Origin of the sequence: Xanthobacter pseudotagetidis, assembly GCF_043194795.2 — a bacterium.
GTDB lineage: Bacteria > Pseudomonadota > Alphaproteobacteria > Rhizobiales > Xanthobacteraceae > Xanthobacter > Xanthobacter tagetidis_A.
Map to the genome: position 1 here is coordinate 2,287,433 of NZ_CM195534.1, position 23,501 is coordinate 2,310,933.

At 70.2% G+C, this 23,501-nt stretch carries 21 protein-coding genes; 16 read left to right on the forward strand and 5 right to left on the reverse strand.

Annotated elements, in window-relative coordinates:
- Positions 1–517 precede the first annotated feature (517 nt).
- The 6 genes from V5F67_RS10485 to V5F67_RS10510 all read left to right on the forward strand — a co-directional run bounded on the left by V5F67_RS10485 (position 518) and on the right by V5F67_RS10510 (position 6,820).
- On the forward strand, positions 518–1,501 hold the full coding sequence (locus tag V5F67_RS10485) for an ABC transporter permease (RefSeq protein WP_394019450.1): 984 nt from the start codon (positions 518–520) through the stop codon (positions 1,499–1,501).
- Positions 1,498–2,424, forward strand: coding sequence for an ABC transporter permease (locus V5F67_RS10490; protein ID WP_394019448.1), 927 nt, complete (start codon positions 1,498–1,500; stop codon positions 2,422–2,424). Before V5F67_RS10485 ends, V5F67_RS10490 begins: the two co-directional genes overlap by 4 nt.
- Positions 2,421–3,404: an ABC transporter ATP-binding protein gene (locus V5F67_RS10495; protein ID WP_394019446.1), complete on the forward strand. Its 984-nt coding sequence runs from the start codon at positions 2,421–2,423 to the stop codon at positions 3,402–3,404. The genes V5F67_RS10490 and V5F67_RS10495 overlap by 4 nt, the downstream gene beginning before the upstream one ends.
- Positions 3,401–4,465 carry an ABC transporter ATP-binding protein gene (locus V5F67_RS10500; RefSeq protein WP_394019444.1) on the forward strand — a complete coding sequence of 355 codons (1,065 nt, stop codon included), beginning with the start codon at positions 3,401–3,403 and terminating at the stop codon, positions 4,463–4,465. Before V5F67_RS10495 ends, V5F67_RS10500 begins: the two co-directional genes overlap by 4 nt.
- Positions 4,462–5,961: an amidohydrolase family protein gene (locus tag V5F67_RS10505; RefSeq protein WP_394019442.1), complete on the forward strand. Its 1,500-nt coding sequence runs from the start codon at positions 4,462–4,464 to the stop codon at positions 5,959–5,961. Before V5F67_RS10500 ends, V5F67_RS10505 begins: the two co-directional genes overlap by 4 nt.
- A gap of 268 nt (positions 5,962–6,229) precedes the next feature.
- Positions 6,230–6,820 (forward strand): GAF domain-containing protein, encoded by a 591-nt coding sequence (locus tag V5F67_RS10510; RefSeq protein ID WP_394019440.1) that lies wholly within the window; start codon positions 6,230–6,232, stop codon positions 6,818–6,820.
- Between the two features lie 289 nt (positions 6,821–7,109).
- Here V5F67_RS10510 and V5F67_RS10515 read toward each other — a convergent pair whose 3' ends face one another.
- Entirely contained in the window at positions 7,110–7,640 is a 531-nt protein-coding gene (locus V5F67_RS10515) for a c-type cytochrome (protein ID WP_394019438.1), read from the reverse strand.
- A 430-nt stretch (positions 7,641–8,070) separates the two neighbouring features.
- Between V5F67_RS10515 and V5F67_RS10520 the strand changes: the two genes are divergently transcribed.
- From V5F67_RS10520 to V5F67_RS10530, 3 genes are all read left to right on the forward strand, one after another.
- Positions 8,071–9,459, forward strand: a complete 1,389-nt coding sequence (locus V5F67_RS10520) for an ethanolamine ammonia-lyase subunit EutB (RefSeq protein ID WP_394019436.1) — start codon at positions 8,071–8,073, stop codon at positions 9,457–9,459.
- Positions 9,456–10,232 (forward strand): ethanolamine ammonia-lyase subunit EutC, encoded by a 777-nt coding sequence (gene eutC / locus V5F67_RS10525; protein WP_394019434.1) that lies wholly within the window; start codon positions 9,456–9,458, stop codon positions 10,230–10,232. The genes V5F67_RS10520 and eutC overlap by 4 nt, the downstream gene beginning before the upstream one ends.
- 322 nt (positions 10,233–10,554) lie before the next feature.
- The gene (locus V5F67_RS10530) at positions 10,555–12,057 is read left to right on the forward strand and encodes an amino acid permease (RefSeq protein ID WP_394019432.1); all 1,503 of its coding nucleotides are present in this window, start codon (positions 10,555–10,557) and stop codon (positions 12,055–12,057) included.
- Between the two features lie 51 nt (positions 12,058–12,108).
- Here V5F67_RS10530 and V5F67_RS10535 read toward each other — a convergent pair whose 3' ends face one another.
- Complete coding sequence (locus V5F67_RS10535; RefSeq protein ID WP_394019430.1) at positions 12,109–13,239, reverse strand: helix-turn-helix transcriptional regulator; 1,131 nt, start codon at positions 13,237–13,239, stop codon at positions 12,109–12,111.
- A 322-nt stretch (positions 13,240–13,561) separates the two neighbouring features.
- A complete protein-coding gene (locus V5F67_RS10540; RefSeq protein WP_394019428.1) occupies positions 13,562–13,948 on the reverse strand; it encodes a hypothetical protein in 387 nt (128 codons plus the stop codon).
- 265 nt (positions 13,949–14,213) lie between these two features.
- Between V5F67_RS10540 and V5F67_RS10545 the strand changes: the two genes are divergently transcribed.
- Positions 14,214–14,567, forward strand: coding sequence for a hypothetical protein (locus tag V5F67_RS10545; protein ID WP_394019426.1), 354 nt, complete (start codon positions 14,214–14,216; stop codon positions 14,565–14,567).
- Positions 14,568–14,618: 51 nt separating this feature from the next.
- Here the strand turns inward: V5F67_RS10545 and hydA are convergent, their stop codons facing one another.
- Positions 14,619–16,019 (reverse strand): dihydropyrimidinase, encoded by a 1,401-nt coding sequence (gene hydA / locus V5F67_RS10550; RefSeq protein ID WP_394019424.1) that lies wholly within the window; start codon positions 16,017–16,019, stop codon positions 14,619–14,621.
- An 82-nt stretch (positions 16,020–16,101) separates the two neighbouring features.
- On the opposite strand from hydA, the gene V5F67_RS10555 reads away from it, so the two are divergent.
- The 6 genes from V5F67_RS10555 to V5F67_RS10580 all read left to right on the forward strand — a co-directional run bounded on the left by V5F67_RS10555 (position 16,102) and on the right by V5F67_RS10580 (position 22,035).
- Complete coding sequence (locus V5F67_RS10555) at positions 16,102–16,905, forward strand: GntR family transcriptional regulator (RefSeq protein ID WP_394019422.1); 804 nt, start codon at positions 16,102–16,104, stop codon at positions 16,903–16,905.
- Between the two features lie 351 nt (positions 16,906–17,256).
- Positions 17,257–18,159, forward strand: coding sequence for a transporter substrate-binding domain-containing protein (locus V5F67_RS10560; RefSeq protein WP_394019420.1), 903 nt, complete (start codon positions 17,257–17,259; stop codon positions 18,157–18,159).
- Positions 18,160–18,381: 222 nt separating this feature from the next.
- Entirely contained in the window at positions 18,382–19,035 is a 654-nt protein-coding gene (locus V5F67_RS10565; protein ID WP_394019418.1) for an amino acid ABC transporter permease, read from the forward strand.
- A 5-nt stretch (positions 19,036–19,040) separates the two neighbouring features.
- On the forward strand, positions 19,041–19,880 hold the full coding sequence (locus tag V5F67_RS10570) for an amino acid ABC transporter ATP-binding protein (protein WP_394019416.1): 840 nt from the start codon (positions 19,041–19,043) through the stop codon (positions 19,878–19,880).
- 5 nt (positions 19,881–19,885) lie between these two features.
- Positions 19,886–21,244 carry an amidohydrolase family protein gene (locus tag V5F67_RS10575; protein ID WP_394019414.1) on the forward strand — a complete coding sequence of 453 codons (1,359 nt, stop codon included), beginning with the start codon at positions 19,886–19,888 and terminating at the stop codon, positions 21,242–21,244.
- 5 nt (positions 21,245–21,249) lie between these two features.
- Complete coding sequence (locus V5F67_RS10580; protein ID WP_394019412.1) at positions 21,250–22,035, forward strand: aspartate/glutamate racemase family protein; 786 nt, start codon at positions 21,250–21,252, stop codon at positions 22,033–22,035.
- A gap of 281 nt (positions 22,036–22,316) precedes the next feature.
- Here V5F67_RS10580 and V5F67_RS10585 read toward each other — a convergent pair whose 3' ends face one another.
- Positions 22,317–23,495, reverse strand: coding sequence for an NAD(P)/FAD-dependent oxidoreductase (locus V5F67_RS10585; RefSeq protein ID WP_394019410.1), 1,179 nt, complete (start codon positions 23,493–23,495; stop codon positions 22,317–22,319).
- Positions 23,496–23,501: the final 6 nt, after the last annotated feature.

Below are 23,501 nucleotides of genomic sequence, written 5' to 3' on the forward strand. Positions count from 1 at the left end.
CGCACGCCAATGGCCGATGCCCAGCGGCGATGACGGACGTCATGCCCGGCCTGGTGCCGGGCATCCACGCCACGCCGCTCGCGCGTCGTGCCGGCGCGGGGCGCCCGGTCGCAGAGCGTGGATGGCCGGGACAGGCCCGGCCATGACGACGGGGAGGCCGGGATGGCGGCAAGACTTCCAAGCAACCTCCAGAAAGGCGCCCCATGAGCTTTGATCCCGGCGCGCCTTCCTTCCCCCTCGGCTCACCTCCCTCCCCCCCAAGGGGGAGGGGAGGCGCGCCCGGCCGGCGGAAATGAGACGGTGACATGAGCTTTCTTCTCCGCCGGGCGCTCCCCCGCCGCTGGCCTCCCTCCCCCCATGTGGGGGAGGGCAGGGAGGGGGGTGTCGCGGCACGTCCGACATCGCGTCGGCAAGTCTTACAGCGGCGGCGGGCCCCCCGCCCCCTCACCCCTCCCCCACGAGGGGAGGGGAGGCGCGCCGCGACCATCGGCGGGTCGGCTGCACGGGGCGCTACCCCATGAGCTTCCTCCTCGGGCGTCTCGGCCAGACCGTCCTCGTCCTCCTGGTGGCGAGCTTCGTCGCCTTCGCGCTGTTCCGCTATGTGGGCGACCCGGTGAACAACATGGTGGGCCAGGCCGCCAGCATGGCCGACCGCGAGGCGGTGCGGCAGGCGCTCGGCCTCGGCGACCCCATGGTGGTGCAGTTCGCCCGCTTCGTGATGAACGCGCTGCGGGGCGACTTCGGCATCTCCTACCGCTTCGGGCAGCCGGTGGCGGCGCTGATCGGCGAGCGCTTTCCGGCGACCCTGGAGCTGTCCCTCATCTCCATGGTCATCGCCGCCGGTCTCGGCGTGCCGCTCGGCGTGTGGACCGCGCTCCACCGGGGCAGCTGGCTGTCGCAGGTGCTGCTGGCGGTCTCGCTGGTGGGCGTGGCGCTGCCCACCTTCCTGATCGGCATCGCGCTGATCCTCATCTTCTCGGTCTGGCTCAGCTGGCTGCCCTCGTTCGGGCGCGGCGAGGTGGTCGCGATCGGCGGCTGGACCACGGGCATGCTGACGGTGAGCGGCCTCAAGGCGCTGGTGCTGCCTTCGGTGACGCTCGGAGTGTTCCAGCTCGCCCTCATCATGCGCCTCGCCCGCGCCGAGATGCTGGAGGTGATGCGCACCGACTTCATCCGCTTCGCCAAGGCGCGGGGCCTCAGGCCGCGCGCCATCGAGTATCGTCACGCGCTGCGCAACACGCTCCTGCCGGTGATCACCATCGTCGGCCTCCAGTTCGGCAACGTCTTCGCCTTCTCCATCATCGTCGAGACCGTGTTCCAGTGGCCCGGCCTCGGCCTGCTGGTGATCCAGGCGATCCAGTTCGCGGACGTGCCGCTGCTCGCCGGCTACCTGGTGCTCATCGCTCTGTGCTTCGCGGTCATCAACCTCGCGGTGGACCTCGCCTATGTGGCCATCGACCCGCGGGTGCGTGGCTCACGGGCGGCTGGGAGGGCCACATGAGCGCCGCCCGCGCCGCCCTCGCCGCCTGGTGGGACGGCGACCTTCTCTACCGCTTCCGCCGCTCGCCGGTGGCGATCGTCTCGCTGCTCGTCGCCGTGCTGCTGTTCGCGGTGGCGCTCGGGGCGGACGCCATCGCGCCCTACGACGCCTTCGACCCCGCGAGCGCCAACGTGGTGGACGCGCGCCTGCCGCCCGGCAGCGCCGGGATGTACGGCGAGAGCTACCTTCTGGGCACCGATCCGCAGGGCCGCGACATGCTCTCGGCCATGATCTACGGCCTGCGCACCTCGCTCGTCGTGGGCCTCGCGAGCGTGGCGCTGGCGGCGCTCGTCGGCGTGCTGCTGGGCCTCGTCGCCGGCTATTTCGGCGGCGTGCTGGACGCGGTCATCATGCGCATCGCCGACGTGCAGCTCTCCTTCCCGGCGATCCTCATCGCTTTGCTGATCGACGGGGTGACGCGCACCGCATTGCCGCGCGAGGTGCATGACGCGCTCGCCGTGCCGGTCCTCGTCTTCGCCATCGCCGCCTCGTTCTGGGTGCAGTATGCGCGCACGGTGCGCGGCCTCGTGCTGGTGGAGCGCAATCGCGAATACGTGCTGGCGGCGCGGGTGATCGGGGTCGGCACGCCGCGCATCCTGTTCACCCACATATTGCCCAACGTGCTGGGGCCGGTGCTGGTGATCGCCACCATCAACCTCGCGCTCGCCATCCTCACCGAGGCGACCTTGTCCTTCCTCGGCGTCGGACTGCCCTCCACCCAGCCCTCGCTCGGCTCGCTGGTGCGGATCGGCAACGAGTTCGTGTTCTCCGGCGACTGGTGGATCAGCGCCGCGCCGGGGGCGCTGCTGGTACTCTTGTCGTTATCGGTGAACATCTTCGGTGACTTCCTGCGCGACGCGCTCAACCCGAAGCTCGCCTCATGAGCGCGCTGCTTCAGGTGGAGAACCTCCGGGTGGAGATCGCAGCCCGCAAAAGGCGCCTCGTCGCCATCGACGACGTGTCGTTCGAGATCGCCGCCGGCGAGGTGCTCGGCGTGGTGGGCGAATCCGGGGCCGGCAAGTCGGTCACGGGAACCGCCGTGCTCGGCCTCCTGGAGCGGCCGGCCATGCATGCGGGTGGGCGCATCCTGTTCGACGGCCGGCGCATCGACACGCTCGGCGAGGAGGAGATGCGGGCGCTGCGCGGCAGGGAGATCGCCGCCGTGTTCCAGGACCCGCTCACCAGCCTCGATCCGCTGATGACCATCGGCGACCAGCTCGCCGAGACCATGCTCACGCACCTGCCGATGACGCGGGCGGCGGCGCAGGCGCGGGCCGGCGAGCTGCTGGCGGAAGTCGGCATCCCCGCGCCGCGCGAGCGCCTTTCGGCCTATCCGCACGAGCTCTCCGGCGGCATGCGCCAGCGCGTGGTGCTGGCGCTCGCCTTCTGCTGCGCGCCGCGCCTCATCATCGCCGACGAGCCCACCACCGCGCTCGACGTGTCGATCCAGGCGCAGATCCTCGATTTGCTGCGCCGCATGTGCCGCGAGCGCGGCACGGCGGTGATGCTGGTGACGCACGACATGGGCGTGATCGCCGAGGTCGCCGACCGGGTGGCGGTGATGTATGCCGGCCGCGTGGTGGAGATCGGCCCCACCCGGGCGCTGATCGAGGACGCCGCCCATCCCTACACACGCGGCCTCATGGCCTCGATCCCCTCCATGCGGCGGCGCGAGGCCGAGCTGACGCAGATCCCCGGCGCCATGCCGCGCCCGGACGCGCCGGTTTCCGGCTGCGCCTTCCATCCGCGCTGCGCGGTTGCGTTCGAGCGGTGCGCCATCGAGCGGCCCAACGCGTTCGATGTGGGGCCGGCACGCGTCGCCTGCTGGCGCGCCGACCCGGCCCTTCAGGGGGCAACGGCATGAGCGGCGCCGACATCATCCTCTCGGTGGACCAGCTCACCGTGCGCTTCGACGCCTCGCCGCCCTTGGCGAAGCGCCTCCTCACCGGCGCCAAGCGGCGTACCGTGCATGCGGTGGAGGGCGTCGACTTCGAGGTGGGGCGCGGCTCCACCTTCGCGCTGGTGGGCGAGAGCGGCTGCGGCAAGTCCACCATCGCCCGCACCATCGCCGGCATCCAGGCGCCGACCAAGGGCGCGGTCTCCTTCATGGGCGTGAACGTCGCCGGCTTCAGGACGCGGCACGCGGCGCTGCCCTACCGCCGCAACCTGCAGATGATCTTCCAGGACCCGTACGCCAGCCTCAATCCGCGCTGGCGCATCGGCCGCATCATCGCCGAGCCGATCCTCACCCACCGCCTGATGAAGCGCGGGGCGGCCCTCGACGCCCGCATCGGCGAATTGCTGGAGACGGTGGGCCTCTCGCCGAAGGATGCGCAGAAGTATCCGCACCAGTTCTCCGGCGGCCAGCGCCAGCGCATCTCCATCGCCCGCGCGCTCGCCGCCAGCCCTGCCTTCGTGGTGTGCGACGAGCCGACCTCCGCGCTCGACGTGTCGGTGCAGGCGCAGATCCTGAACCTGATGAAGAAGCTCCAGCGCGAGCTGGGCCTCACCTTCCTCCTCATCTCGCACAATCTCGCCGTGGTGGCGCACATGGCGGACCGATTGGGGGTCATGTATCTCGGCCGCCTGGTGGAGCAGGGGGACGCGGGGCAGATCCTCACCCGTCCGCTCCATCCCTACACCCGCGCGCTGCTCGACACGGTGCCCGATCCGCACGCCCCGCACCGGCCGCGGGCGCGGCTCTCGGGCGAGGTGCCGAGCCCGCTCGCCCCGCCCTCCGGCTGCGCCTTCCACCCCCGCTGCCCGCTCGCCGATGCGCGCTGCGCCGCCGAGCGGCCGGAGCCGATCCGCGTCGATGCCGTCTCCGTCGCCTGCCACGCGGTGGGGGAGGGGCGCATCGATGCCGGGCCACCCTTTCGCATCCAAGACCAACAAAGCCCCGAACCGAGTGGAGACGCCGCGTGAAGACGACCATCGTCCATTGCCATGCCTTGCTCGGCGAGGCGGCGACGCCGGCGCCCGGTCCGGTGGACATCGAGATCGTCGGGAGGCTGATCGCCGACATCCGTCCCGCCGGCGCCCGCGCGCCCGAGGGGGGGGTGATCGACGGGCGCCGCCTGCTGGTGGCGGCCGGCCTCATCAACGGCCACCACCACAGCCACGAGGGGTTCTACAAGGGCCGCAAGGACAATCTGCCGCTCGAGCTGTGGATGAACTACGTGCGGCCGCTGAAGCCGATCGAGCTCTCGGCGCGCGACGTCTATCTGCGCACCATGATCGGCGCCATCGAGGCGGTGAGGAGCGGCACCACCACGCTCAGCGACGACACCAACCAGAGCCCGCGCATCCGTCCCGAGCACGTGGAGCAGGTGTTCCAGGCCTATGAGGACATCGGTATCCGGGCGAACGTCGGCATCACTTTGTTCGACAAGCCGTTCTTCCGCGCCGTGCCGTTCGTGGACGAGGAGTTCCCTCCGGCGCTCCTGGCCGAGCTCGACGGCACGCCCATGTATTCGGGCGCCGAGCTGCTGGAGTTCGTCACCGGCCTCGCCCGCACGCGCCACCCCTCCACCAACCGCGTCGCCTATATCGCCGCCCCCTCGGCGCCGCAGCGCTGCACGGAAGAGTTCCTGATGGCGGTGCGCCGCATGGCGGACGAGTACGATTTGCCGCTGATGATCCACGTGCAGGAAACCCGAATGCAGGTGGTGACGGGCCAGATCTTCTACGGCTCGACCATGATCGAGTATCTCGACCGCATCGGCTTCATGAAGCCGAAGACCGCCTTCATCCACGGCATCTGGCTGAACCCGCGCGAGATCGAGATCCTGGCGCGCACCGGCGTCACCATCCAGCACAACCCGCCCTCGAACCTGAAGGTGGGCTCGGGCCTCGCGCCCATCCGCGCGCTGCTGAAGGCGGGCGTCAATGTGAGCATGGGCACCGACGGCTGCGGCTCCATCGAGGGCACGGACATGCAGAACGCTCTCTATCTCTCGGCGCTGCTGCAGAAGCTGCGCGGCGACCACACCGAATGGGTGGGGGCGGAGGAGGCGTTCCACGCCGCCACCATGGGCGGCGCCCGCGCGCTCGGCCGCGACAAGGAGCTGGGCGCCGTGGAGGCGGGCCGCATCGCCGACCTCGTGGGCTACCGGCTCGACACCATCCCCTTCACGCCGTTCAACAATGCGGTGAACCAGCTGGTCTATTCCGCGTCCCGCGCCGAGGTGGACCTCGTCATGGTGGACGGCGCGGTGATCGAAAGGGACGGCAGGCTCACCCGCATCGACGAGGCGGCGATCCTCGACGAGATCGCCGAGGCGCACGCGCGCATCGAGCCGCTGCTCACGGAATCCGAAAAGGACGTGGAGCGCATCTCCCCGCACTACGAGCGCATCTTCCGCCGCTGCCAGTGCGTGGAGATCGCGCCCGACACCTTCCCCGCCCGCTTCAGCCACTGAAGATGGGGACTGGCGCGATGTCCGGCCCGGGGCTTTCCCTCCCCACACGGAGCTGCCCCTCCCCCTTGTGGGGAGGGGCAGGGGAGGGGGTGTCACCGTGTCAGCGCCACTCCCGGCGAGGCCGGCCCGATGGCGCGCTACCCCCGTCCCCTTCGCCCCTCCCCACAAGGGGGAGGGGAGCGCGCCCGAGACCCCGAGGCGGGGCGAGCGCCCGCGCCCTCAAGCTCGCCCTCCGCCACCCGAACCCGCAGCCTTCCAGGAGCCACCCATGACCCGACCCGCGGATTTCCACGCGCGCGCCGTCGACGTGCTGCACGATGTGAACGAGGCCGCCTGGCGCGAGAGCGACCCGGAGGAGGGCGTGCGCCACTTCACCACCGCCACCCGCGCGCTGCTGGGCGATCCCGATGCGCCGATGAAGCCCGGCGCGCTGAAGCCGGGGGAGACGCAGTTCATCGTCTCGGCCTGCTTCTTCATCGCTCCGAGCCGCGACCATATGATCGTGTTCGCGGACAATTTCGGCCTCGGCCGCGCCCGCATCTCGGTCACCGACAGCCGCCCCGGCCACACGGTGCAGACCAAGCAGGCGGCGGTGGTGAAGAACACCGACGAGGACGCGATCTTCCGCCAGATCATCAAGACCGGCCGCGTCGGCTGCTCGGTCTATGTGCCGGTGATGTGGAAAGGCGACGCGGTGGGCATGTTCAACACCGCCTCCCAGGCGCGCTACATGTTCGACGAGACCGACATGAAGGTGCAGAAGCTGTTCGCCGCCTGCGCCGTGGCGGTGTGGATGGGCCTCGGCGGTCCGGACAAGGTGGCGCAGGTGGCGAAGGAGCTCGGTCCCTGGCCGGGCTGAGCCACCTTCCGCCTTCCATCGTGCTCGACCGGAGCATCCCCTGGCGGCGGGGACGGCCTCCGGCGCGGCGAGCCCCTCGCCCCGCCCTCTCCCTCAGGGAGAGGGAGCCCCGTCGCGCAGGGGGCGAACGAGGTGCATGTGACGATCGGGACCACGCGCAGGGAGAACTCCGTCGCGCATGGCCCGAACCCTCTCCCCGGCGGGGAGAGGGCAGGGTGAGGGGGCCGCAACGCAGATAGGCGGCGAGATGGGCGCGCGTCATCCCGGGGTCCGCCGCGCGCCCCGAGGCTCACTGCGGCATCACCACCGTGAGGTAGGGCGCCGGCGTCTTTTCGGTCGTGCCGATGGGGCCGGGCGCCTTGTGCTTCACCGGCGGGAGGCTCTTCAGATAGACCGCCAGCGCCATGGCGTCGGCGTCCGACATGGCGCCATAGGAAGGAAAGGGCATGACGGGGACGAGCATGCGCCCGTCCGGCCGCACGCCCTTGCGCACCGCATCGACGATCTCCTTCTCGCTCCAGGCGCCGAGGCCGGTCTCCGTGTCCGGCGTCAGGTTCGGCGGGTAGAAGATGCCGACTGCGGGGATCTGGAACCCCACGTCCGCGCCGCCCAGATAGCGCGCCATGTCGGGCTTGCCGATGAGCGCGCCGGGGGTGTGGCAGCCGGCGCAGTCCATGATGGTCGCGAGGTACTTGCCGCGTTCCAGCTGGGTTTCGGCCGCCGCCGGCGCGGCGGCGAGCGCCGCGAACGCGACGGCGCCGGCGAAGGCGCAAGGAAGGAGGCCGGCGCGGGACCGGCGGCGTTCAGGCTTGAAGGCCATGTTCGAGGTCACTCCGTTGAGACGAGGCGCGCCGACCCGCCGCCGAGCATGCTCGGGCTGAGGCATGAGGGGAAGTTCGGTCGCGGTGCCGGGCACGGTCCTGCGCTTCCAGCGCAAGGTCCGGCACGGTGCGGCGTCCCGACGAACGCGCGGCCACCCCGCGTGGCCGGCTGCGCCGTCGCCCGCGGCCGCGGCGGGCCGGTCCGGCTCGCGCGGGCAGCGGGGCCTGCACCGTGGCGCGGGTGGTTAGGGCCGCGTGCCTGAACCGGAAATGAACGGTGCGCCGCCCGTGCCCGCACCGGATGCTTCCGGCGTCGGCAGGCCATCCGGGGCACGCTTGTTGCATTGGAGCGCGGATCGCCGGATCGTGGCGGGTGATCGGTGCGGCGGCCGTCGAGGCGGTCGCGTTCGAGGCGAGAGGAGAGGTGTCATGGCCTTCGTCCACCGGGTCGGCGCGAGGTCCTATGTGTTCGCCGATTTGAAGGAGCTGATGGCCAAGGCGACGCCGCCGCGCTCCGGCGACATGCTGGCGGGCATCGCCGCCGCCAGCGCGGAGGAGAACGTCGCCGCTAAGATGTGCCTCGCCGAGGTGCCGCTGAAGACGTTTCTTTCCGAGGCGCTGGTGCCCTACGAGGCGGACGAGGTCACGCGCCTCATCCTCGACGGCCACGACCGGGCGGCCTTCGCCCCCGTAAGTGCCCTCACGGTAGGCGATTTCCGCGACTTCCTGCTGTCCGATGCGGCAACCCCGCAGGCGCTCGCGCGTCTCGCGCCGGGACTGACGCCGGAGATGGCGGCGGCGGCCTCCAAGATCATGCGCAACCAGGACCTGATCCTCGCCGCGCGCAAGTGCCGGGTGGTCACGCGCTTCCGCAACACCATCGGCCTGCCCGGCACCATGGCGGTGCGCCTGCAGCCGAACCACCCGACCGACGACGCGGCGGGCGTCTCCGCCGTCATCCTCGACGGCCTGCTCTATGGCTGCGGCGACGCGGTGATCGGCATCAACCCCGCCTCCGACAGCCTGCCGGTGATCGACCGGCTGCTGAAGCTCATGGACGAGGTGATCCAGCGCTTCGACATCCCCACCCAGAGCTGCGTGCTCACCCATGTCACCAGCTCGATCGAGCTGATGAACCGCGGCGCGCCGGTGGACCTCGTGTTCCAGTCCATCGCCGGCACCGAGGGCGCCAACCGCTCCTTCGGCGTCGACCTCGCGGTGCTGAAGGAGGGCACCGATGCGGCGCGGGCGCTCAAGCGCGGCACGGTGGGCCAGAACGCCATGTATTTCGAGACCGGCCAGGGCTCCGCGCTCTCCGCCGGCGCCCATCACGGCGTCGACCAGCAGACCCTGGAGGCGCGCGCCTACGCGGTGGCGCGGGTGTTCGAGCCGCTGCTGGTGAACACCGTGGTGGGCTTCATCGGCCCGGAATATCTCTATGACGGCAAGCAGATCATCCGCGCCGGTCTGGAGGACCATTTCTGCGGCAAGCTGCTGGGCGTGCCGCTGGGCGTCGACGTCTGCTACACCAACCACGCCGAGGCCGACCAGGACGACATGGACACCCTGCTCACCTTGCTGGGCGCCGCGGGCGTGACCTACATCATGGGCATTCCCGGCGCCGACGACGTGATGCTGAACTACCAGTCCACCTCGTTCCACGACGCGCTCTATGTGCGCGAGGTGCTGGGCCTGAAGCGCGCCCCCGAGTTCGAGGCGTGGCTGGAGAAGATGGGCATCGCCGGGCCCGACGGGCGCCTGCTGCCGGCGGACGCGCACCACCCGCTGCTCGGCTTCGTCGCGGACCAGGCGGCATGACCGCGCGCGACCCCTGGCTCGCCTTCGCCCGCCACACCCCGGCGCGCATCGCCCTCGGCCGCACCGGCGCCAGCCTGCCCACCAGCGAGGTGCTGCGCTTCTCGCTCGCCCATGCGAAGGCGCGCGACGCGGTGCACACCCCCTTCGACGCGGAGGCGGTGGAGGCCGAGGTGCGCGGCCTCGGCTTCGACACGGTGCGGGTTTCGAGCGCCGCCCCGGGGCGGGACGCCTATCTGCGGCGGCCGGATCTCGGCCGCACGCTTTCGGCGGAGAGCCGCGAGCGCCTCGCCGCCCTTCATGCGGCACCGAGCGACCTCGCCATCGTGGTGGCGGACGGGCTCTCCTCCGCCGCCATCCATGCCCACACCGCGCCGTTCCTTGAAGCGCTGAAGCCCTGGATCGCCCGGCAGGGCTGGAGCCTTGCGCCGGTCGCCATCGCCTCCCAGGCGCGCGTTGCGCTGGGTGACGAGGTGAGCGAGCTGCTGCACGCCCGGGCCTGCCTGCTGCTGGTGGGCGAGCGGCCGGGCCTCTCCTCCCCCGACAGCCTCGGCCTCTACCTCACCTTCGCGCCGAGGAAGGGCCGCTCGGACGCCGAGCGCAACTGCATCTCCAATGTGCGGCCGGAGGGGCTGGCCTACGACCTCGCCGCCTTCAAGCTCGCCTGGCACCTGTCGCAGGCGCTCAAGCGCGGCCTCACGGGCGTCGACCTCAAGGACGAGAGCGACCTGCTCCTGGTGGCCGGGCGCCCGCCGGTCGGGGGGCTGTTGGACTGAGGGGGACGGAGGACTCCGGCCGCGCCTCGCCATGGCCACCGCCGTCATGCTCCGGCTTGACCGGAGCATCCGTCCGCGCCGTTGGAGACGCGGCGCGGACCATGGGCCCTCCGGTCGAGCCGGAGGGCGACGGGGGCGGGAGGTGGCGACGCTGCGCCACCCCCACCCCCTCGCTCCTCCCCGCAAGGGGGAGGGGAGGCGCGCGAGCGCCGCAGGAACGACGCGCCTGACGTTAAGTAATGTCATGAAAAGGCATGCATTTTGCCTTTCCGAAGCATATGGATCGCGGTCGATGCGATTCCGCTACGGAAGGGCTGGTGCCATGGCTGAGGGCAAGCATGCAGGCGTGACCTATACCAGCGTCGACGTCGCCTATTTCGAGCAGCGGGCTCTGAAGCGCCATGCGCGGGTCTGGTCGCTGTGGGCGCTCGGCGTGGGCGCGGTGATCTCGGGACACTTCTCGGGCTGGAACCTCGGCATCGCCTCGGGCGGCTGGGGCGGCATGTTCATCGCCGCCGTCATCATCGCCGTGATGTATCTGGGGCTGACCTTCTCCATCGCCGAGATGTCGCCGGCCCTGCCGCACACGGGCGCGGCCTATTCCTTCGCCCGCACCACCATGGGGCCGTGGGGCGGCTTCATCACCGGCCTGTGCGAGAACGTGGAGTACGTCGTCACCCCGGCGGTGGTGGTGTCCTTCATCGGCTCCTATCTCGGCTCCATCTTCGGCACGCCCACGGGCTTCCAGCCGGTATACTGGATCTTCGGCTACATCGTCTTCGTGGGGCTCAACATCGTCGGCGTGGAACTGTCGTTCCGGGTGACGCTGGTGGTCACGCTCGCCGCGCTCGCCTGCCTCGTCGCCTTCTGGGTCAGCGCGATCCCGGTCGCCGACTTCTCGCGCTGGGCGCTCAATATCGGCGTCGGCCCGGACGGCGCCGCGGTCGAGCTGCCGAACGGCGGCGGGCCGTTCCTGCCGTTCGGCATCGGCGGCGCGCTCGCGGCGCTGCCGTTCGCGGTGTGGCTGTTCCTCGCCATCGAGCAGCTGCCGCTGGCGGCCGAGGAATCGGTGGACCCGAAGACCGACATGCCCAAGGGCATCATGCTCGGCATGGCGACGCTGATCGTCTCCGCCTTCATGATCCTGTGGCTCAATTCCTCCGTGGCCAACGGCTCGTTCGGCCTGTCCACCTCGCTGGAGCCGCTGCTGGACGGCTTCAAGGCGATCTATGGCGACGGCCTCGCCAAGCTGCTGGCGGGCGTGGCGGTGATCGGCCTGATCGCTTCGTTCCACACCATCATCTACGCCCAGGGGCGGCAGATCTACTCGCTCTCGCGCGCCGGCTACTTCCCGCGCGGCCTGTCCGTCACCCATGGCGGGCGCAAGACGCCGCACGTGGCCATGGTGGCCGGCGCGGTGGTGGGGCTCGCCATCATGCTCGCCATCTGGTTCGCGCTGGGGGCGGAGGCCGGAGCGGCGGCGATCGGCGGCACGCTGCTCAACATGGCGGTGTTCGGCGCCATGCTCTCCTATGTCATGCAGGCGCTCTCGTTCATCCTCATGCGCCGGAACATGCCGCACATCGAGCGGCCCTATAAGAGCCCGTTCGGCATTCCCGGGGCGGTGCTGACCATCGTCATCGCGCTCGTCACCATCGGCTACCAGCTGTCCGATCCCGTCTACCGCAACGGGGTGATCGGCGTCGCCATCTGGTTCGCGGTGGGCATCGCCTATTTCGCGGCGTATGGCCGGCACAAGCTGGTGCTCTCGCCCGAGGAGGAGTTCGCGCTCTCGAAGGGCAGGGCGGAATACAAGAGCTACTGAGGACAGGAGCCCCCGCCGGATCGCCGGCGGGGGCTCGTTGCCCCGGCTGGCCTACGTATCCGCGCTGCCGACGCTGTAGAGCCGCGCCAGCAGTTCCGCCTGGCGACGGGTCCCGGTCTTGGCGAAGATCTGCTTCAGGTGCGTCCGGGCGGTCTCGTAGGAGATGTTCAGCCGTTCGCTGATCGCCTGCAGGGAGTGGCCGGCCACGAGCCCCATCGTCACATCCACCTCCCGCGACGTCAGGCTGAAGGTCGTCGCCAGAAGCTCGGCGGGCAATGTGCCCGCGCCTTCCACCTCGCTCAGCAGCACGGTCACGGTCGGTCCGCCGAAGTAGCGCTCCACAAGGCTCTGTCCCGAGCTGGCGAGGGTCACCCTCAGCGGCGCCCCGCAGCGTCGCATGGTGCGGGTCAGGGTCCTTGCCTGTCCTTCCTGGGGCCCGCCCGGCCCGAGCATCAGGCCGAGCATGCCATCCAAGGCCTCATCCGCCAGCCGCAGCCGATCGGCGCCATCCCTGCGCATCCCGTCGCCGTTTTCCAGCACGGCGCTCGCCGCTTCGTTGAGCCACTGGATTTTCCGTCCGGGGCCCACGCGCATCACGCCCGTTTCGTGGGCGGCGAGCGCCTGCCCCATGGCGATCAGCGACGAGCGTTCCCGAGCCTGGCCATAGATCTTGAAAACGCGCGTGAGATGGGGCGCAAGCCGGGTCAGCATGTCGGCGGCGCGCTGCTCTTCCGCATCACCCTGGCGCGAGCCGACGACGCTCAGCAGAAAATTCAGCGATCCTGATCGCTGCAGCGTGATTCCGACGCCGGACTGGATGCCGAACTGCTTCAGTATTTCATTGTAATATTCAGAATTCTCGATTTCCTTGAATGGAACCATGTATTCCGAGCGGACGCCGAGCCCGATCGGCCTCCTGTGAAGATTCTGCATCCACAAGTTCTTCGGCGCATACAGGGGGTAGAGGCGCTCGAACTCGCGGTCCACGCCGTGGGAGAGCGAAATGGACCCGGCCGCGGAGAACTCGTCGTGGAAAAACAGGGTGCTCTGCCCGTTCGGGGTGCAGGTGGCGAGCTCCTTCAGAAAGTCGCTCCAGGCGCCCTCGTCCACCAGCGCGGCATAGATGAGGTCGATCAGCCGGCCTTCCAGACGATCATAGTGTGCCGCTGATCCCTGATGCATGGCGCCCTGACCCCATGACGACCGCCCCCATGACGACCGGCCCCGCATGACGACCGGCCCCGCATGACGACCGACACCCTCGTCGCTTCGATCGCTGATCGAAGCTCCGGCTGGTCGGCGCCCTTTCCTGGCGCGTTCCTGGTTCCCGGCGCTTTCCTGGCGCGGGCCGGTGTCAATCGCGAGTGTCTGATGGGGAGGCGCCTGTCGCACCCCCCATATGGGTGTTGCCAACCGCAAGCGATGCGGTCTCGCGGTTGGCAGGGTGCGGGCAACCCTCAGGCGATGGGATCAGGATGAACGGGCATTTCCCGCCCGGCGCGCCTCAGCGCAGGGATTCCACCGACACCACGCGGAACGTGTGGGTCTCATCCTCGTCCTCGCGGATGGAGACGTACTCGCCCACCTCGAACTTTTCCTCGCCGAAGCGGTAGCCGGCCTCGTCGTCGTCCGTGCCGTGGATGTCATAGCGGAACGCCCAGCTGCCGCCGGGGCGGCGCACCAAGTGCCCGCTTTCGTCCGTCTCGTTTGGCCGGAAGCGCAGCACGCGGCAGGCATCGCGGTGCTTGGCCCAGAGCGCCGGGTCGATGTGGCCGCTCTCATCGAGCGGCGCCACGAAGCTGTAGCCGAAATTGCGCGCGCCCTCGGGATGGCCCTTCTCGCGCGCGAGTTCAAGCCGGATCTGGCGGAAGAAGGGGGGCAGTTCGGTCATGGGCGTTTCCTCGATGATGCGGAACAAAACAGGAGCTTGGGCGTTGTACGGCCGATCGGCGGCGCCGCTCCGGACCGTCCTCCGGCGCCCCTGTAGGATGGTTTTCTCGCCTGCGGTTTGATGTGGCGCAAGGTCCTTCGGGCGCTCGGCTGGGATTTTAGCGGCGGGCTTCGGCGCGAGGTGAGGACGAGACGCCATCATCGCCGGATTACCGGCGTGGTCGCGCTGGTGGCATATGTCTGGTGGCACATAGGGAGATGCTCAGATGAACGATTCCGCCATTTTCCAGGGGCTGGCCCGCGCCATGAGCGCCGGCACCCCGCCTGCGGCTTGGCCCATGGCCTTCTGGAAGAACTGCTTCTTCGACTGCCCGGTGGAAGTGGCCTCTCACCTCCAGCGTTTCGCCGGCCGCCAGATGCAGGATCAGGTGCAGCTGTTCTCCGAGCTTTCCAAGGAGGAGAACATGGCGAACGCCTTCACCAAGGAAGCCGCCTTCCTCCAGCAGTCCGCGCTCGCCTGGAGCAGCGAGATGCTGGAAGTGGCGGAGCTGGTGCAGGCGAAGCTCCTGAGCTCCACCCAGACGGCCGCGCCGCCCGAGGGGCCGGCTTCGACCCACTGAGGCACGTCCGATCGCACTGATTCACGGGCGGCGTGCCCGGATGCAGGCCGCTCAGAGCGCGCGCGGGACGAACTGCCCGAAGCCCTTGGCTCCGGTCAGGACGCCGTCCTGCGCCACCACCCGCCCGCGCACCATGGTGAGCACCGGCCAGCCGGTGATCTCCATGCCCTCATAGGGCGTGTAGTCGGACCCGTCCTGGATCGCGGCGTGGGTCAGGGTGCGTGTCAGCGCCGGGTCCCAGATGGCGATGTCGGCATCGGCGCCGACGGCGATGGTGCCCTTCTTCGGGTAGAGCCCGTAGATCTTGGCGTGGTTGGTGGCGGTCACGGCCACGAAGCGGTTGATGTCGATCCGCCCCTTCACCACCCCTTCCGAGAACAGGATCGGCAGGCGCGCGCCGACGCCGGGAATGCCGTTCGGCACCCAGCGGAAGCTGGTGCGGCCCTTCGGCGTGAGCTTGCCCTGCGGATCGTCGTAGCGGAACGGGCAGTGGTCGGAGGAGAAGGTCGCGAACACGCCCTGCTGGAGCCCCTCCCAGCAGGCCTCCTGGCTCGCGGTGTCGCGCGGTGGCGGCGAGCAGACATATTTCGCCCCCTCCATGTTGAGGCCGTCGAGGTCGGAGGCGGTGAGCACCAGATATTGCGGGCAGGTCTCGCCGAGGATCTTCAGCCCCTTCGCCTGGGCGCGGCGGATCTCCTCCATGGCCTCGCGGTTGGAGACGTGCACCACCATCAGCGGCACGTCGGAGAGCTCCGCCAGCGAGATCGCGCGGGAGGTCGCCTCGCGCTCGGCGATGACCGGGCGGGAGGCGGCGTGGAAGCGCGGCGCGGTCCTGCCCCCGCGCTCCAGCCGGTCGGTGAGGAAGCGGATGATGTCGTAATTCTCCGCGTGCACCATCACCAGCGCCCGGGTCTGCCGCGCCACCTCCATCACCTCCAGGATCTGCCGGTCGGCGAGCGCCAGGCCCTCATAGGTCATGAACACCTTGAAGGAGGGATAGCCGTCCGCCACCAGCGCCGGCAGCTCCTGGCCGAGCACGCTCTCGCTCGGATCGGTGATGATGAGGTGGAAGGAGACGTCCACGTAGCACTCGCCCTCGGCCTTGGCGTGGTAGGCGCCGACCGCGCTCCTGAGGCTCGCCCCGCTCTCCTGCATGCAGAACGGGAGCACCGTGGTGTTGCCGCCGAGCGCCGCCGAGCGGGTGGCGGAGGCGAAGTCGTCGGCCATCATGATGCCCTCGCCCGAGGGCTGGGAGATGTGGACGTGGCTGTCGATGCCGCCCGGCAGCACCCACTTGCCGGCGGCGTCGATCCCCTGCCGCCCCGCGAGGCCCTCGCCCAGGGCGGCGATGCGCCCGTCCCTGATGCCGATGTCGCAGGAGAAGACGTCGGCGGCGGTGGCGACGCGGCCGTTGCGGATGACGGTGTCGAACGCGGGAACGCTGTCGGGCATGGGCAAGTCTTTCACGGTGTTGGAGTTGTTTTTGCTAGAACCTGTGGGCGGGCGCGATTCCCGCATCGGAGCGGACGGGACCATGGAAGGGACGGCGGCGAAGACGGGCGCGGCCAGGAAGCGCGGCGCGCGGGCGCACGCCGGCACGGCGGCGCCCAAGCCGGCAGGGGAGGCCCCAGCCCAGAAGCCGTCGCCGCTCTCGCGCCGCGTGCCGTTCGCCCGGCAGGTGGCGGACCTGCTGCGCGACCAGATCATCCGCGGCGCGCTGCCGCCCGGCGGGCGCATCGTCGAGCGCGCGCTGTGCCAGAGCCTCGACGTGTCGCGCACGCCGCTGCGCGAGGCGCTGAAGCTGCTGGAGGCCGAGGGGCTGGTGGAAATCTCCCAGCACAAGGGTGCCCGCATCATGTCGTTCACGCCGCAGGAGGCGGCGCGGCTGTTCGAGGTGATCGCGGGGCTGGAGAGCCTCGCCGCCGAGCTCGCCGCCCAGCGCATGGACGCGGATGAGCTGGCGCGGCTCGATGAGATGCATGCGCGCATGTGCGCCCACTACGAGCGGCAGGAGAAGGACCCCTATTTCGAGCTCAACACGCTGATCCATGACGCGGTGGTGCGGGCCAGCGACAATCCGATCCTGATCGCCACCCATGCAAGCCTCATGCTGCGCGCCCGGCGCGGCCGCTACATGGCGATCATCGATCCGTTCCGCTGGGAGGAATCGGTGGGCGAGCATACGGCGCTGATGGCGGCCCTCCACGCCCGCGACGCCGAAACCGCCCGCCGCGTCTGGCGGCGCCACCTGATCCGCACCGGCGAGACCGTGTGCGCGGTGCTGGAGGCCGCCGCCATGACTGACGCGGTCGCGGACGAGGACGGCGCGCCGGGCTGAGACCGTCCGCCGCGGCTGCAGGGCAAGACGCGCCGCGCTGCGCAGATTGTCGGCACCGGAACCCGGCCCCAGGTGCGCCGCGGCCGACCGCGCCGCACGGGCGCAGTCGCGCAATTTCCGATTGCGAACAACGGGATGCCGCGCGTTCCCGGCCGACCCGGCGCCGCTGCGGCGGCCGTGACCTGCGCCCTCTGCCCGATTATGCGCCACCCCATGCCCAATCATTCAGCGGCAAAGCCTCTAGCATGATGTAACTAACTAATTGCATATAATATTGAAAATCAAATGGAATGCAATTTTATCTAGTTCGTTCGCGTCTCCCAAGCCCTTCTGAACGAGAGAGAAATCGCCATGTCTCACCGCTCGTCCGACCGCCCGTCGAACCTGCCCTTGGCCTCGCGCCGCCGCTTCCTGACCCTCACCGTCTCCGCGCTCGCCGCCGCCGCTGCCGCCCCCGCGCTCCTGGCGCAGGTCTCCGGCCGCGCGGAGGCCGCGCCGCTCACGGTCGAGGACATCAAGAAGCGCGGCGTGGTGCGCATCGGCGTCGAGGCCGCCTACCGCCCCTTCACCTATCGCGAGGGCAGCGCCATCGTCGGCTACGACGTGGATCTCGCGAAGGAGATCTTCGCCCCGCTCGGCGTGAAGGTGGAGATGGTGGACACCGCCTGGGCCGGCGTCATCCCGGCCCTCTATGCCGGCAACTTCGACGTCATCATGACCTCGCTCACCTACACCAAGGAGCGCATCGCCAAGGTCGGCTATTCCATCCCCTACACCGAGGCGACGCAGGAGATGCTGGTGCGCGCCTCCGACGCCGGCACGATCAAGTCGCTCGACGGCATGTCGGGCAAGGTGCTGGGCGTGAAGCTGGGCTCGGCCGGCGACACCATGAAGACCAAGCTCGACGAGAAGCTGAAGGCCGACACCGGCAAGGGCTTCTCCGAGATCAAGACCTATGACGACCACCCGGCGGCCTATCTGGCGCTGGCGCAGGGCTCGGTGGACGGCGTCATCAACTCGCTCGCCACCCTGACCCAGGTGGTGAAGGACGCGCCCGGCAAGTACGCCATCGTGCGCGACATCGGCCCGCGCAACTGGGCCGGCATCGGCACCCGCAAGGAGGACGAGGACCTCATCACCTTCCTCAACCAGCGCATCACCGCGCTGAAGGAGAGCGGCGCCATCTACAAGCTGCAGGAGAAGTGGTTCGGCATGCGCATGCAGCTGTCCGACAAGATCCCGACCTTCTCCTGATCGCGTCCCGCGGATTGCCCGCCGCGGCCGCAGCGGCTCATGCTGCCGGGCGAGCAGCGGCAGGACCAGCGTCTTCAGGCGCGCTGTCATCCCCCGGACAAGCCGGGGCATGACAGGGCTTGAAACGACAAGGGTCTTGGTTCGGCCACGATCCCCGGCGGACGGCGGGAGCGAAACGCGCGCCCGCCGCGCCGCACGTGAAACTGAGGAAGCAACCGCCCCATGACCATCGACTGGTCCGTCGTCCAGATGGCCATTCCGCTGCTCGCGGAAGGCACGGTGATGACGCTGAAGATCGCCGCCATCGCCGGCGTCCTCGGCCTTGCCGGCGGCGTCGCCCTCGGCCTCATTTCGCTCGGCGGCTTCGCGCCCGCGCGCTGGATGGTGCGCGCCTATGTGGACTTCATCCGCGGCACGCCGCTGCTGATCCAGATCTTCATCGTCTTCTTCGGCCTGCCGGCCATGGGCCTGCGGCTGGGCGAGTTCTGGGCCGGCGTCATCGCCCTCTCGCTCAACTGCGCGGGCTATGTGGCGGAGGTGGTGCGCGGCACCGTGGGCGCGGTGGAGAAGGGCCAGACCGAGGCGGCGAAGTCCATCGGCATGACGCGCGGCAAGATCCTCATCTACGTGCTCCTGCCGCAGTCGATCCGTCCGATGATGCCGGCGCTCACCAACGACATCATCACCCTGCTCAAGAACACCTCGCTGCTGTCGGTGATCTCGGTCTACGAGCTGACGCGCTCGGGCCAGGCGATCATCGCCTCCCATTTCGCCCCGGTGGAGATCTTCACCCTGCTCGCCATCTATTACTACGCCATCATCAGCGTCCTCTCGTGGATCTCGCGGGTGATCGAGCGTCGCCTGCCGGCCTGGTGATCGCCATGACCTCTCCTCTCACCTCCCTTGCGCAAGGGAACAGCCAAGACCACGGCCGGGAGCATGGCCGCCGACGCCCGCTCCTTGCCGTGCGCGGCCTGCGCAAGTCCTTCGGCGACCGGGAGATCCTCAAGGGCATCTCGTTCGACCTCATGGCCGGGCAGACCCTGGTGCTGATCGGGCCGTCCGGCTCCGGCAAGACCACGGTGCTGCGCTGCCTCAACCATCTGGAGACGCCGGACGGCGGCACCATCGAGCTTCTGGGCGAGCCCATCGGCGGCGCCTATATGGGCGAGGAGGCGAAGTGGCGGCCGCTGCCGGAAGCGGACATGGCGCGCCAGCGCCGCAAGTTCGGCTTCGTGTTCCAGCGCTTCAACCTGTTCCCGCATCTGACCGCGCTGGAGAACGTCGCCATCGGCCCCAGCAAGGTCCTGGGCCTGCCGCGCAAGGAGGCCGAGGCCCGGGCCTCGGCCCAGCTCGCCCGCGTCAGCCTTGCCGACCACATGCACAAGCGGCCGTCCCAGCTTTCGGGCGGCCAGCAGCAGCGGGTCGCCATCGCCCGCGCGCTCGCCATGGAGCCGCGCCTGATCCTGTTCGACGAGCCCACCTCCGCGCTCGACCCCGAGCTGGTGCACGAGGTTCTGGACGTGATGGCGGAGCTCGCCCGCGAGGGCATGACCATGGTGGTCGTCACCCACGAGATGAGCTTCGCGCGCCGCGTCGCCGACCACCTGATCTTCATGGCCGACGGCGAGATCGTCGAGGAAGGCCCGCCCGAGCCGGTGTTCTCCGCCCCGCGCGAGGAGAAGACCCGGCGCTTCCTCGCCCATGTGCTGAACCGGTGAGCGTGATGACCGAGACCAACGAACCCGCCCTCGACCTCCTCGTCACCGGCGCCACCGTCCTCACCGGCGATCCGGCGCGGCCGCAGATCGAGAATGCCTGGCTGGGCGTGAAGGACGGCCGCTTCACTCTGATCGGGGACGCGCGCGCGGAGGCCGCCCCGCCCGCCGCGCGCCGCCGCATCGACTTGCCGGGCCGGGTGGTGACGCCGGGCTTCCTCAACATCCACACCCACGCCAACCTCTCCATGGTGCGCGGGGTGGCGGAGGACCTCGGCTTCGCCCCGGCCTACACGCCCGGCATCCCCCAGGGCCACATGGTGACGCCGGACGAGGCCTACGCCATCTCCCGCCTCGGCGCGCTGGAGGCGCTGCTGTTCGGCTCCACCCTCATCAACGACACCTTCGTCCATGCGGACGTCGTCACCCCCGCCATGGCCGGGATCGGGCTGCGCGTGTGGTCGTGCGGGCGCATCCACGACGTGGATTTCTCCGGCGTCTCGGTGGGCCGCTGGGAGCATGTGGACGCCATCGGCGCGGAGAAGCTGAACGACGCACTGGCGCTGGCGCAGCGCTACAACGGCAAGGGCGACGGCCGCATCGGCGTCCAGCTCGCCGCCCATGCGCCGGACACCTGCTCGACGCCGTTCCTCAAGCGCATCGCCCGCGCCGCCGAGGAGAACGGCCTGCGCGTCACCACCCATCTCTCGCAGAGCAAGGTGGAGGTGGCGCGCATCCGCGAGCGCGACGGCAAGAGCCCGCCGGAGCTGCTGGAGGAGATCGGCCTTCTGAACGACCGCCTGCTGGCGGCGCACTGCATCCATGTGAGCGAGAGCGACATCGCGCGCATCGGCCGCGCCGGCATCCATGTGGCGCACATCGCCAAGGGCAATGCCACCGGCGCCACCATCGCCCCGACCCAGAAGCTGCGGGCGGCAGGCGCCAGGCTCACCCTCGGCACCGACAACATGCACGCCGACATGGTGGAGGTGATGCGCTGGGCGCTGGCGGTCGGCCGCATCCAGGTGGGCGCGGTGACCGACGACTGGCAGCCCGCGACCGTGTTCGAGATGGCCACCCTGGCCGGCGCCCGCGCCATGGGGCTTCAGGACGAGATCGGCTCCATCGCGCCCGGCAAGAAGGCGGACTTCGTCGCCTTCGACTTCCGCCGCGTCCACCTCACGCCCCGCACCAACGTGCTCGGCAACCTCGTCCACGTGGCCCACGGGCGCGACGTGGAGCTGGTGGCGGTAGACGGCGAGGTGGTGGTCGAGGCCGGCGCCCCCACGAAGGTCAATGAAAGCGAGATCCGGCGCGACGCCGAGGCCGCCATCGCCGCGCTCTGGCGGCGGGCGCGCGGGAACTGACGACCATGCGCATCCTTCTCATCAATCCCAACACCTCGGCGGACATGACCGCGCGCATGGTGGCGACTGCCCGCCCGGTGCTGGCGCCGGACGTGGAGCTGGTCGCCCTCACCGCCGCGCAGGGGCTGCCCTATATCGCCAGCCGCGCCGAGGCGGTGGTGGCAGGCGCCCTGACGCTGGAGATGATCGCCGCCCACCAGGAGGGCATGGACGCGGTGGTGATCGCCGCCTTCGGCGATCCCGGCCTGATCGCGGCACGCGAATTGTTCGACCTGCCTGTGGTCGCCATGGCGGAGGCGGCGATGCTGACCGCCTGCATGCTGGGGCCGAGATTCTCCATCGTCACCTTCTCGCCCGCGCTCACCCCCTGGTACGAGGACGCGGTGGCGCTCACCGGCATGGGCGCGCGCTGCGCCTCCATCCGCGTGCCGGACGTGGGCTTCAGCTCGGTGTCCGACGTGCAGCACGAGATGGAGGCCGAGCTGGTGGAGATGACCCGCCGCGCGGTCGACGAGGACAGGGCCGACGTGGTGATCCTTGCCGGCGCGCCGCTCACCGGCCTCGCTCAGCGGGTGGCGGACCGCGTGCCGGTGCCGCTGGTGGACCCGCTCAGCGCCGCCGTGGGCCAGGCGCAGCTGCTCGCCCGCCTGAAGCCGCGCCCCGCCAGCGCCGGCCGCTTCGCCCGCCCCGGCCCGAAGCCCGCCACCGGCCTTTCCCCGGCGCTAGGGGCCTGGATCGAGCATCTGCCGGGCGGCGCGCGCCCCAACGGCGCCCATCGCAACGGCGGGTGAGAGGACGGCAGGGGACCCCACACCCGTCGCCCTCCGGCTTGACCGGAGGGCCCACGGACCGGCGAGGCGCCCCCCGCTGCGGGCATGGATGGCCGGGACAAGCCCGGCCATGACGGCGGTTTGGGAATATCGCGCGACTTGCGTGTTTCTCCACCGTCGCCCTCCGGCTTGACCGGAGGGCCCATCGACGGCCGCATCGCCAATCGCGAGGATGGATGCTCCGGTCAAGCCGGAGCATGACGGTGGTTTTGGGGGCCGTCGCCCCATAAGCCCCCGGTCTCTCACACCACCTTCAGCTCGCGCAGCGGCGCGTTGCAAGCGAGGCGGTCGAAGCCGAGCGGGGAAAGGTCGAGGGTGCGGAAGCGTCGGTGGGCGATCAGCTCGGCGAGGCCCCGTCCGACCGCCGGCGACTGCTGCAGCCCGTGGCCCGAGAAGCCGTTGGCGAGATAGAAGCCGTCGACCCCGGCGACCGGGCCGACGAAGGCGTTCTGGTCGAAGGCGTTCATGTCGTAGTGCCCGGCCCAGGCGCGCCCCGGCCGGATGCGCTCGAAGGCCGGGATGCGCTCCGCGAGGCGCGGCCACACCACCGCGTCGAAGAAGGCATGGTCGACCTCGAAATCGTCGCTGTCGGGATCGTCCTCGGGCGCCGGTGCCGAGCCGCCGAGGAAGCCGCGCCCCTCGGGCCGCACATAGGCGCCGCTCGGATCGATCACCAGCGGCAGCCCCTGCGGCGGGTCCTCGGCGGTGAAGGTGAAGATCATCCGCTTCTTCATGTGCACCGGGATGTCGATCCCGGCCGAGGCCGCGAGCGCGCGGCCGCCGGCGCCGGCGGCATTCACCACCACGCCCGCCGGAATGCGGGTTCCGTCATGGAGCCGCACGCCCGTGACCTTGCCGCCGGCCGTCTCCACCGCTGCCGCGCGGGCGGCGCGGTAGTCGGCGCCGAGGCTGCGGGCCTTGCGGCGCAGCGCCATGAACAGGCTCCAGCCGTCGAACCAGCCCTCGCCCGAGAGCCCGAGGCAGCCGGCGGCGATGCCCGAGCCGTCGAGCCAGGAAAAGCGCGCCGCCAGCGCGTCCGGCTCCAGGAACGCGATGTCGGCGCCGTGCGCCCGCTGCACGGCGTGCCCGGCGGCCAGCGCCGAGCGGCCCTCGGCGCTGGCAAGGAACAGGTATCCGCCCTCGTGGAGCGAAAGCGCCGGCCGCTCGCCGTCCACCGCCAGCAGCTCCGGCGCCGCACGCAGGAAGTCGATGCCGAACAGCGAGACCTCGACGTTGATGGCGGTCGAATATTGCTGGCGGATGGAGGCGGCCGAGAGCGCCGAGGCGGCGCGGGCATAGGACGGGTCCTGCTCCAGCACCAGCACGCGGCCGGTGAAGGCGGGATCGGCGGCGAGGTGATAGGCGACCGAGGAGCCGGTCGCCGCCCCGCCGACGATCACCACGTCATAGGCCGGTTCCATGGAGCG

What these genes read in the sequence shown, in the direction of transcription:
- V5F67_RS10485 (WP_394019450.1), top strand. Translation starts at nt 518, where the DNA reads ATGAGCTTCCTCCTCGGGCGTCTCGGCCAGACCGTCCTCGTCCTCCTG.
- V5F67_RS10490 (WP_394019448.1), top strand. Translation starts at nt 1,498, where the DNA reads ATGAGCGCCGCCCGCGCCGCCCTCGCCGCCTGGTGGGACGGCGACCTT.
- V5F67_RS10495 (WP_394019446.1), top strand. Translation starts at nt 2,421, where the DNA reads ATGAGCGCGCTGCTTCAGGTGGAGAACCTCCGGGTGGAGATCGCAGCC.
- V5F67_RS10500 (WP_394019444.1), top strand. Translation starts at nt 3,401, where the DNA reads ATGAGCGGCGCCGACATCATCCTCTCGGTGGACCAGCTCACCGTGCGC.
- V5F67_RS10510 (WP_394019440.1), top strand. Translation starts at nt 6,230, where the DNA reads ATGACCCGACCCGCGGATTTCCACGCGCGCGCCGTCGACGTGCTGCAC.
- V5F67_RS10515 (WP_394019438.1), bottom strand. Translation starts at nt 7,640, where the DNA reads ATGGCCTTCAAGCCTGAACGCCGCCGGTCCCGCGCCGGCCTCCTTCCT.
- V5F67_RS10520 (WP_394019436.1), top strand. Translation starts at nt 8,071, where the DNA reads ATGGCCTTCGTCCACCGGGTCGGCGCGAGGTCCTATGTGTTCGCCGAT.
- eutC (WP_394019434.1), top strand. Translation starts at nt 9,456, where the DNA reads ATGACCGCGCGCGACCCCTGGCTCGCCTTCGCCCGCCACACCCCGGCG.
- V5F67_RS10530 (WP_394019432.1), top strand. Translation starts at nt 10,555, where the DNA reads ATGGCTGAGGGCAAGCATGCAGGCGTGACCTATACCAGCGTCGACGTC.
- V5F67_RS10535 (WP_394019430.1), bottom strand. Translation starts at nt 13,239, where the DNA reads ATGCATCAGGGATCAGCGGCACACTATGATCGTCTGGAAGGCCGGCTG.
- V5F67_RS10540 (WP_394019428.1), bottom strand. Translation starts at nt 13,948, where the DNA reads ATGACCGAACTGCCCCCCTTCTTCCGCCAGATCCGGCTTGAACTCGCG.
- V5F67_RS10545 (WP_394019426.1), top strand. Translation starts at nt 14,214, where the DNA reads ATGAACGATTCCGCCATTTTCCAGGGGCTGGCCCGCGCCATGAGCGCC.
- hydA (WP_394019424.1), bottom strand. Translation starts at nt 16,019, where the DNA reads ATGCCCGACAGCGTTCCCGCGTTCGACACCGTCATCCGCAACGGCCGC.
- V5F67_RS10555 (WP_394019422.1), top strand. Translation starts at nt 16,102, where the DNA reads ATGGAAGGGACGGCGGCGAAGACGGGCGCGGCCAGGAAGCGCGGCGCG.
- V5F67_RS10560 (WP_394019420.1), top strand. Translation starts at nt 17,257, where the DNA reads ATGTCTCACCGCTCGTCCGACCGCCCGTCGAACCTGCCCTTGGCCTCG.
- V5F67_RS10565 (WP_394019418.1), top strand. Translation starts at nt 18,382, where the DNA reads ATGACCATCGACTGGTCCGTCGTCCAGATGGCCATTCCGCTGCTCGCG.
- V5F67_RS10570 (WP_394019416.1), top strand. Translation starts at nt 19,041, where the DNA reads ATGACCTCTCCTCTCACCTCCCTTGCGCAAGGGAACAGCCAAGACCAC.
- V5F67_RS10575 (WP_394019414.1), top strand. Translation starts at nt 19,886, where the DNA reads ATGACCGAGACCAACGAACCCGCCCTCGACCTCCTCGTCACCGGCGCC.
- V5F67_RS10580 (WP_394019412.1), top strand. Translation starts at nt 21,250, where the DNA reads ATGCGCATCCTTCTCATCAATCCCAACACCTCGGCGGACATGACCGCG.
- V5F67_RS10585 (WP_394019410.1), bottom strand. Translation starts at nt 23,495, where the DNA reads ATGGAACCGGCCTATGACGTGGTGATCGTCGGCGGGGCGGCGACCGGC.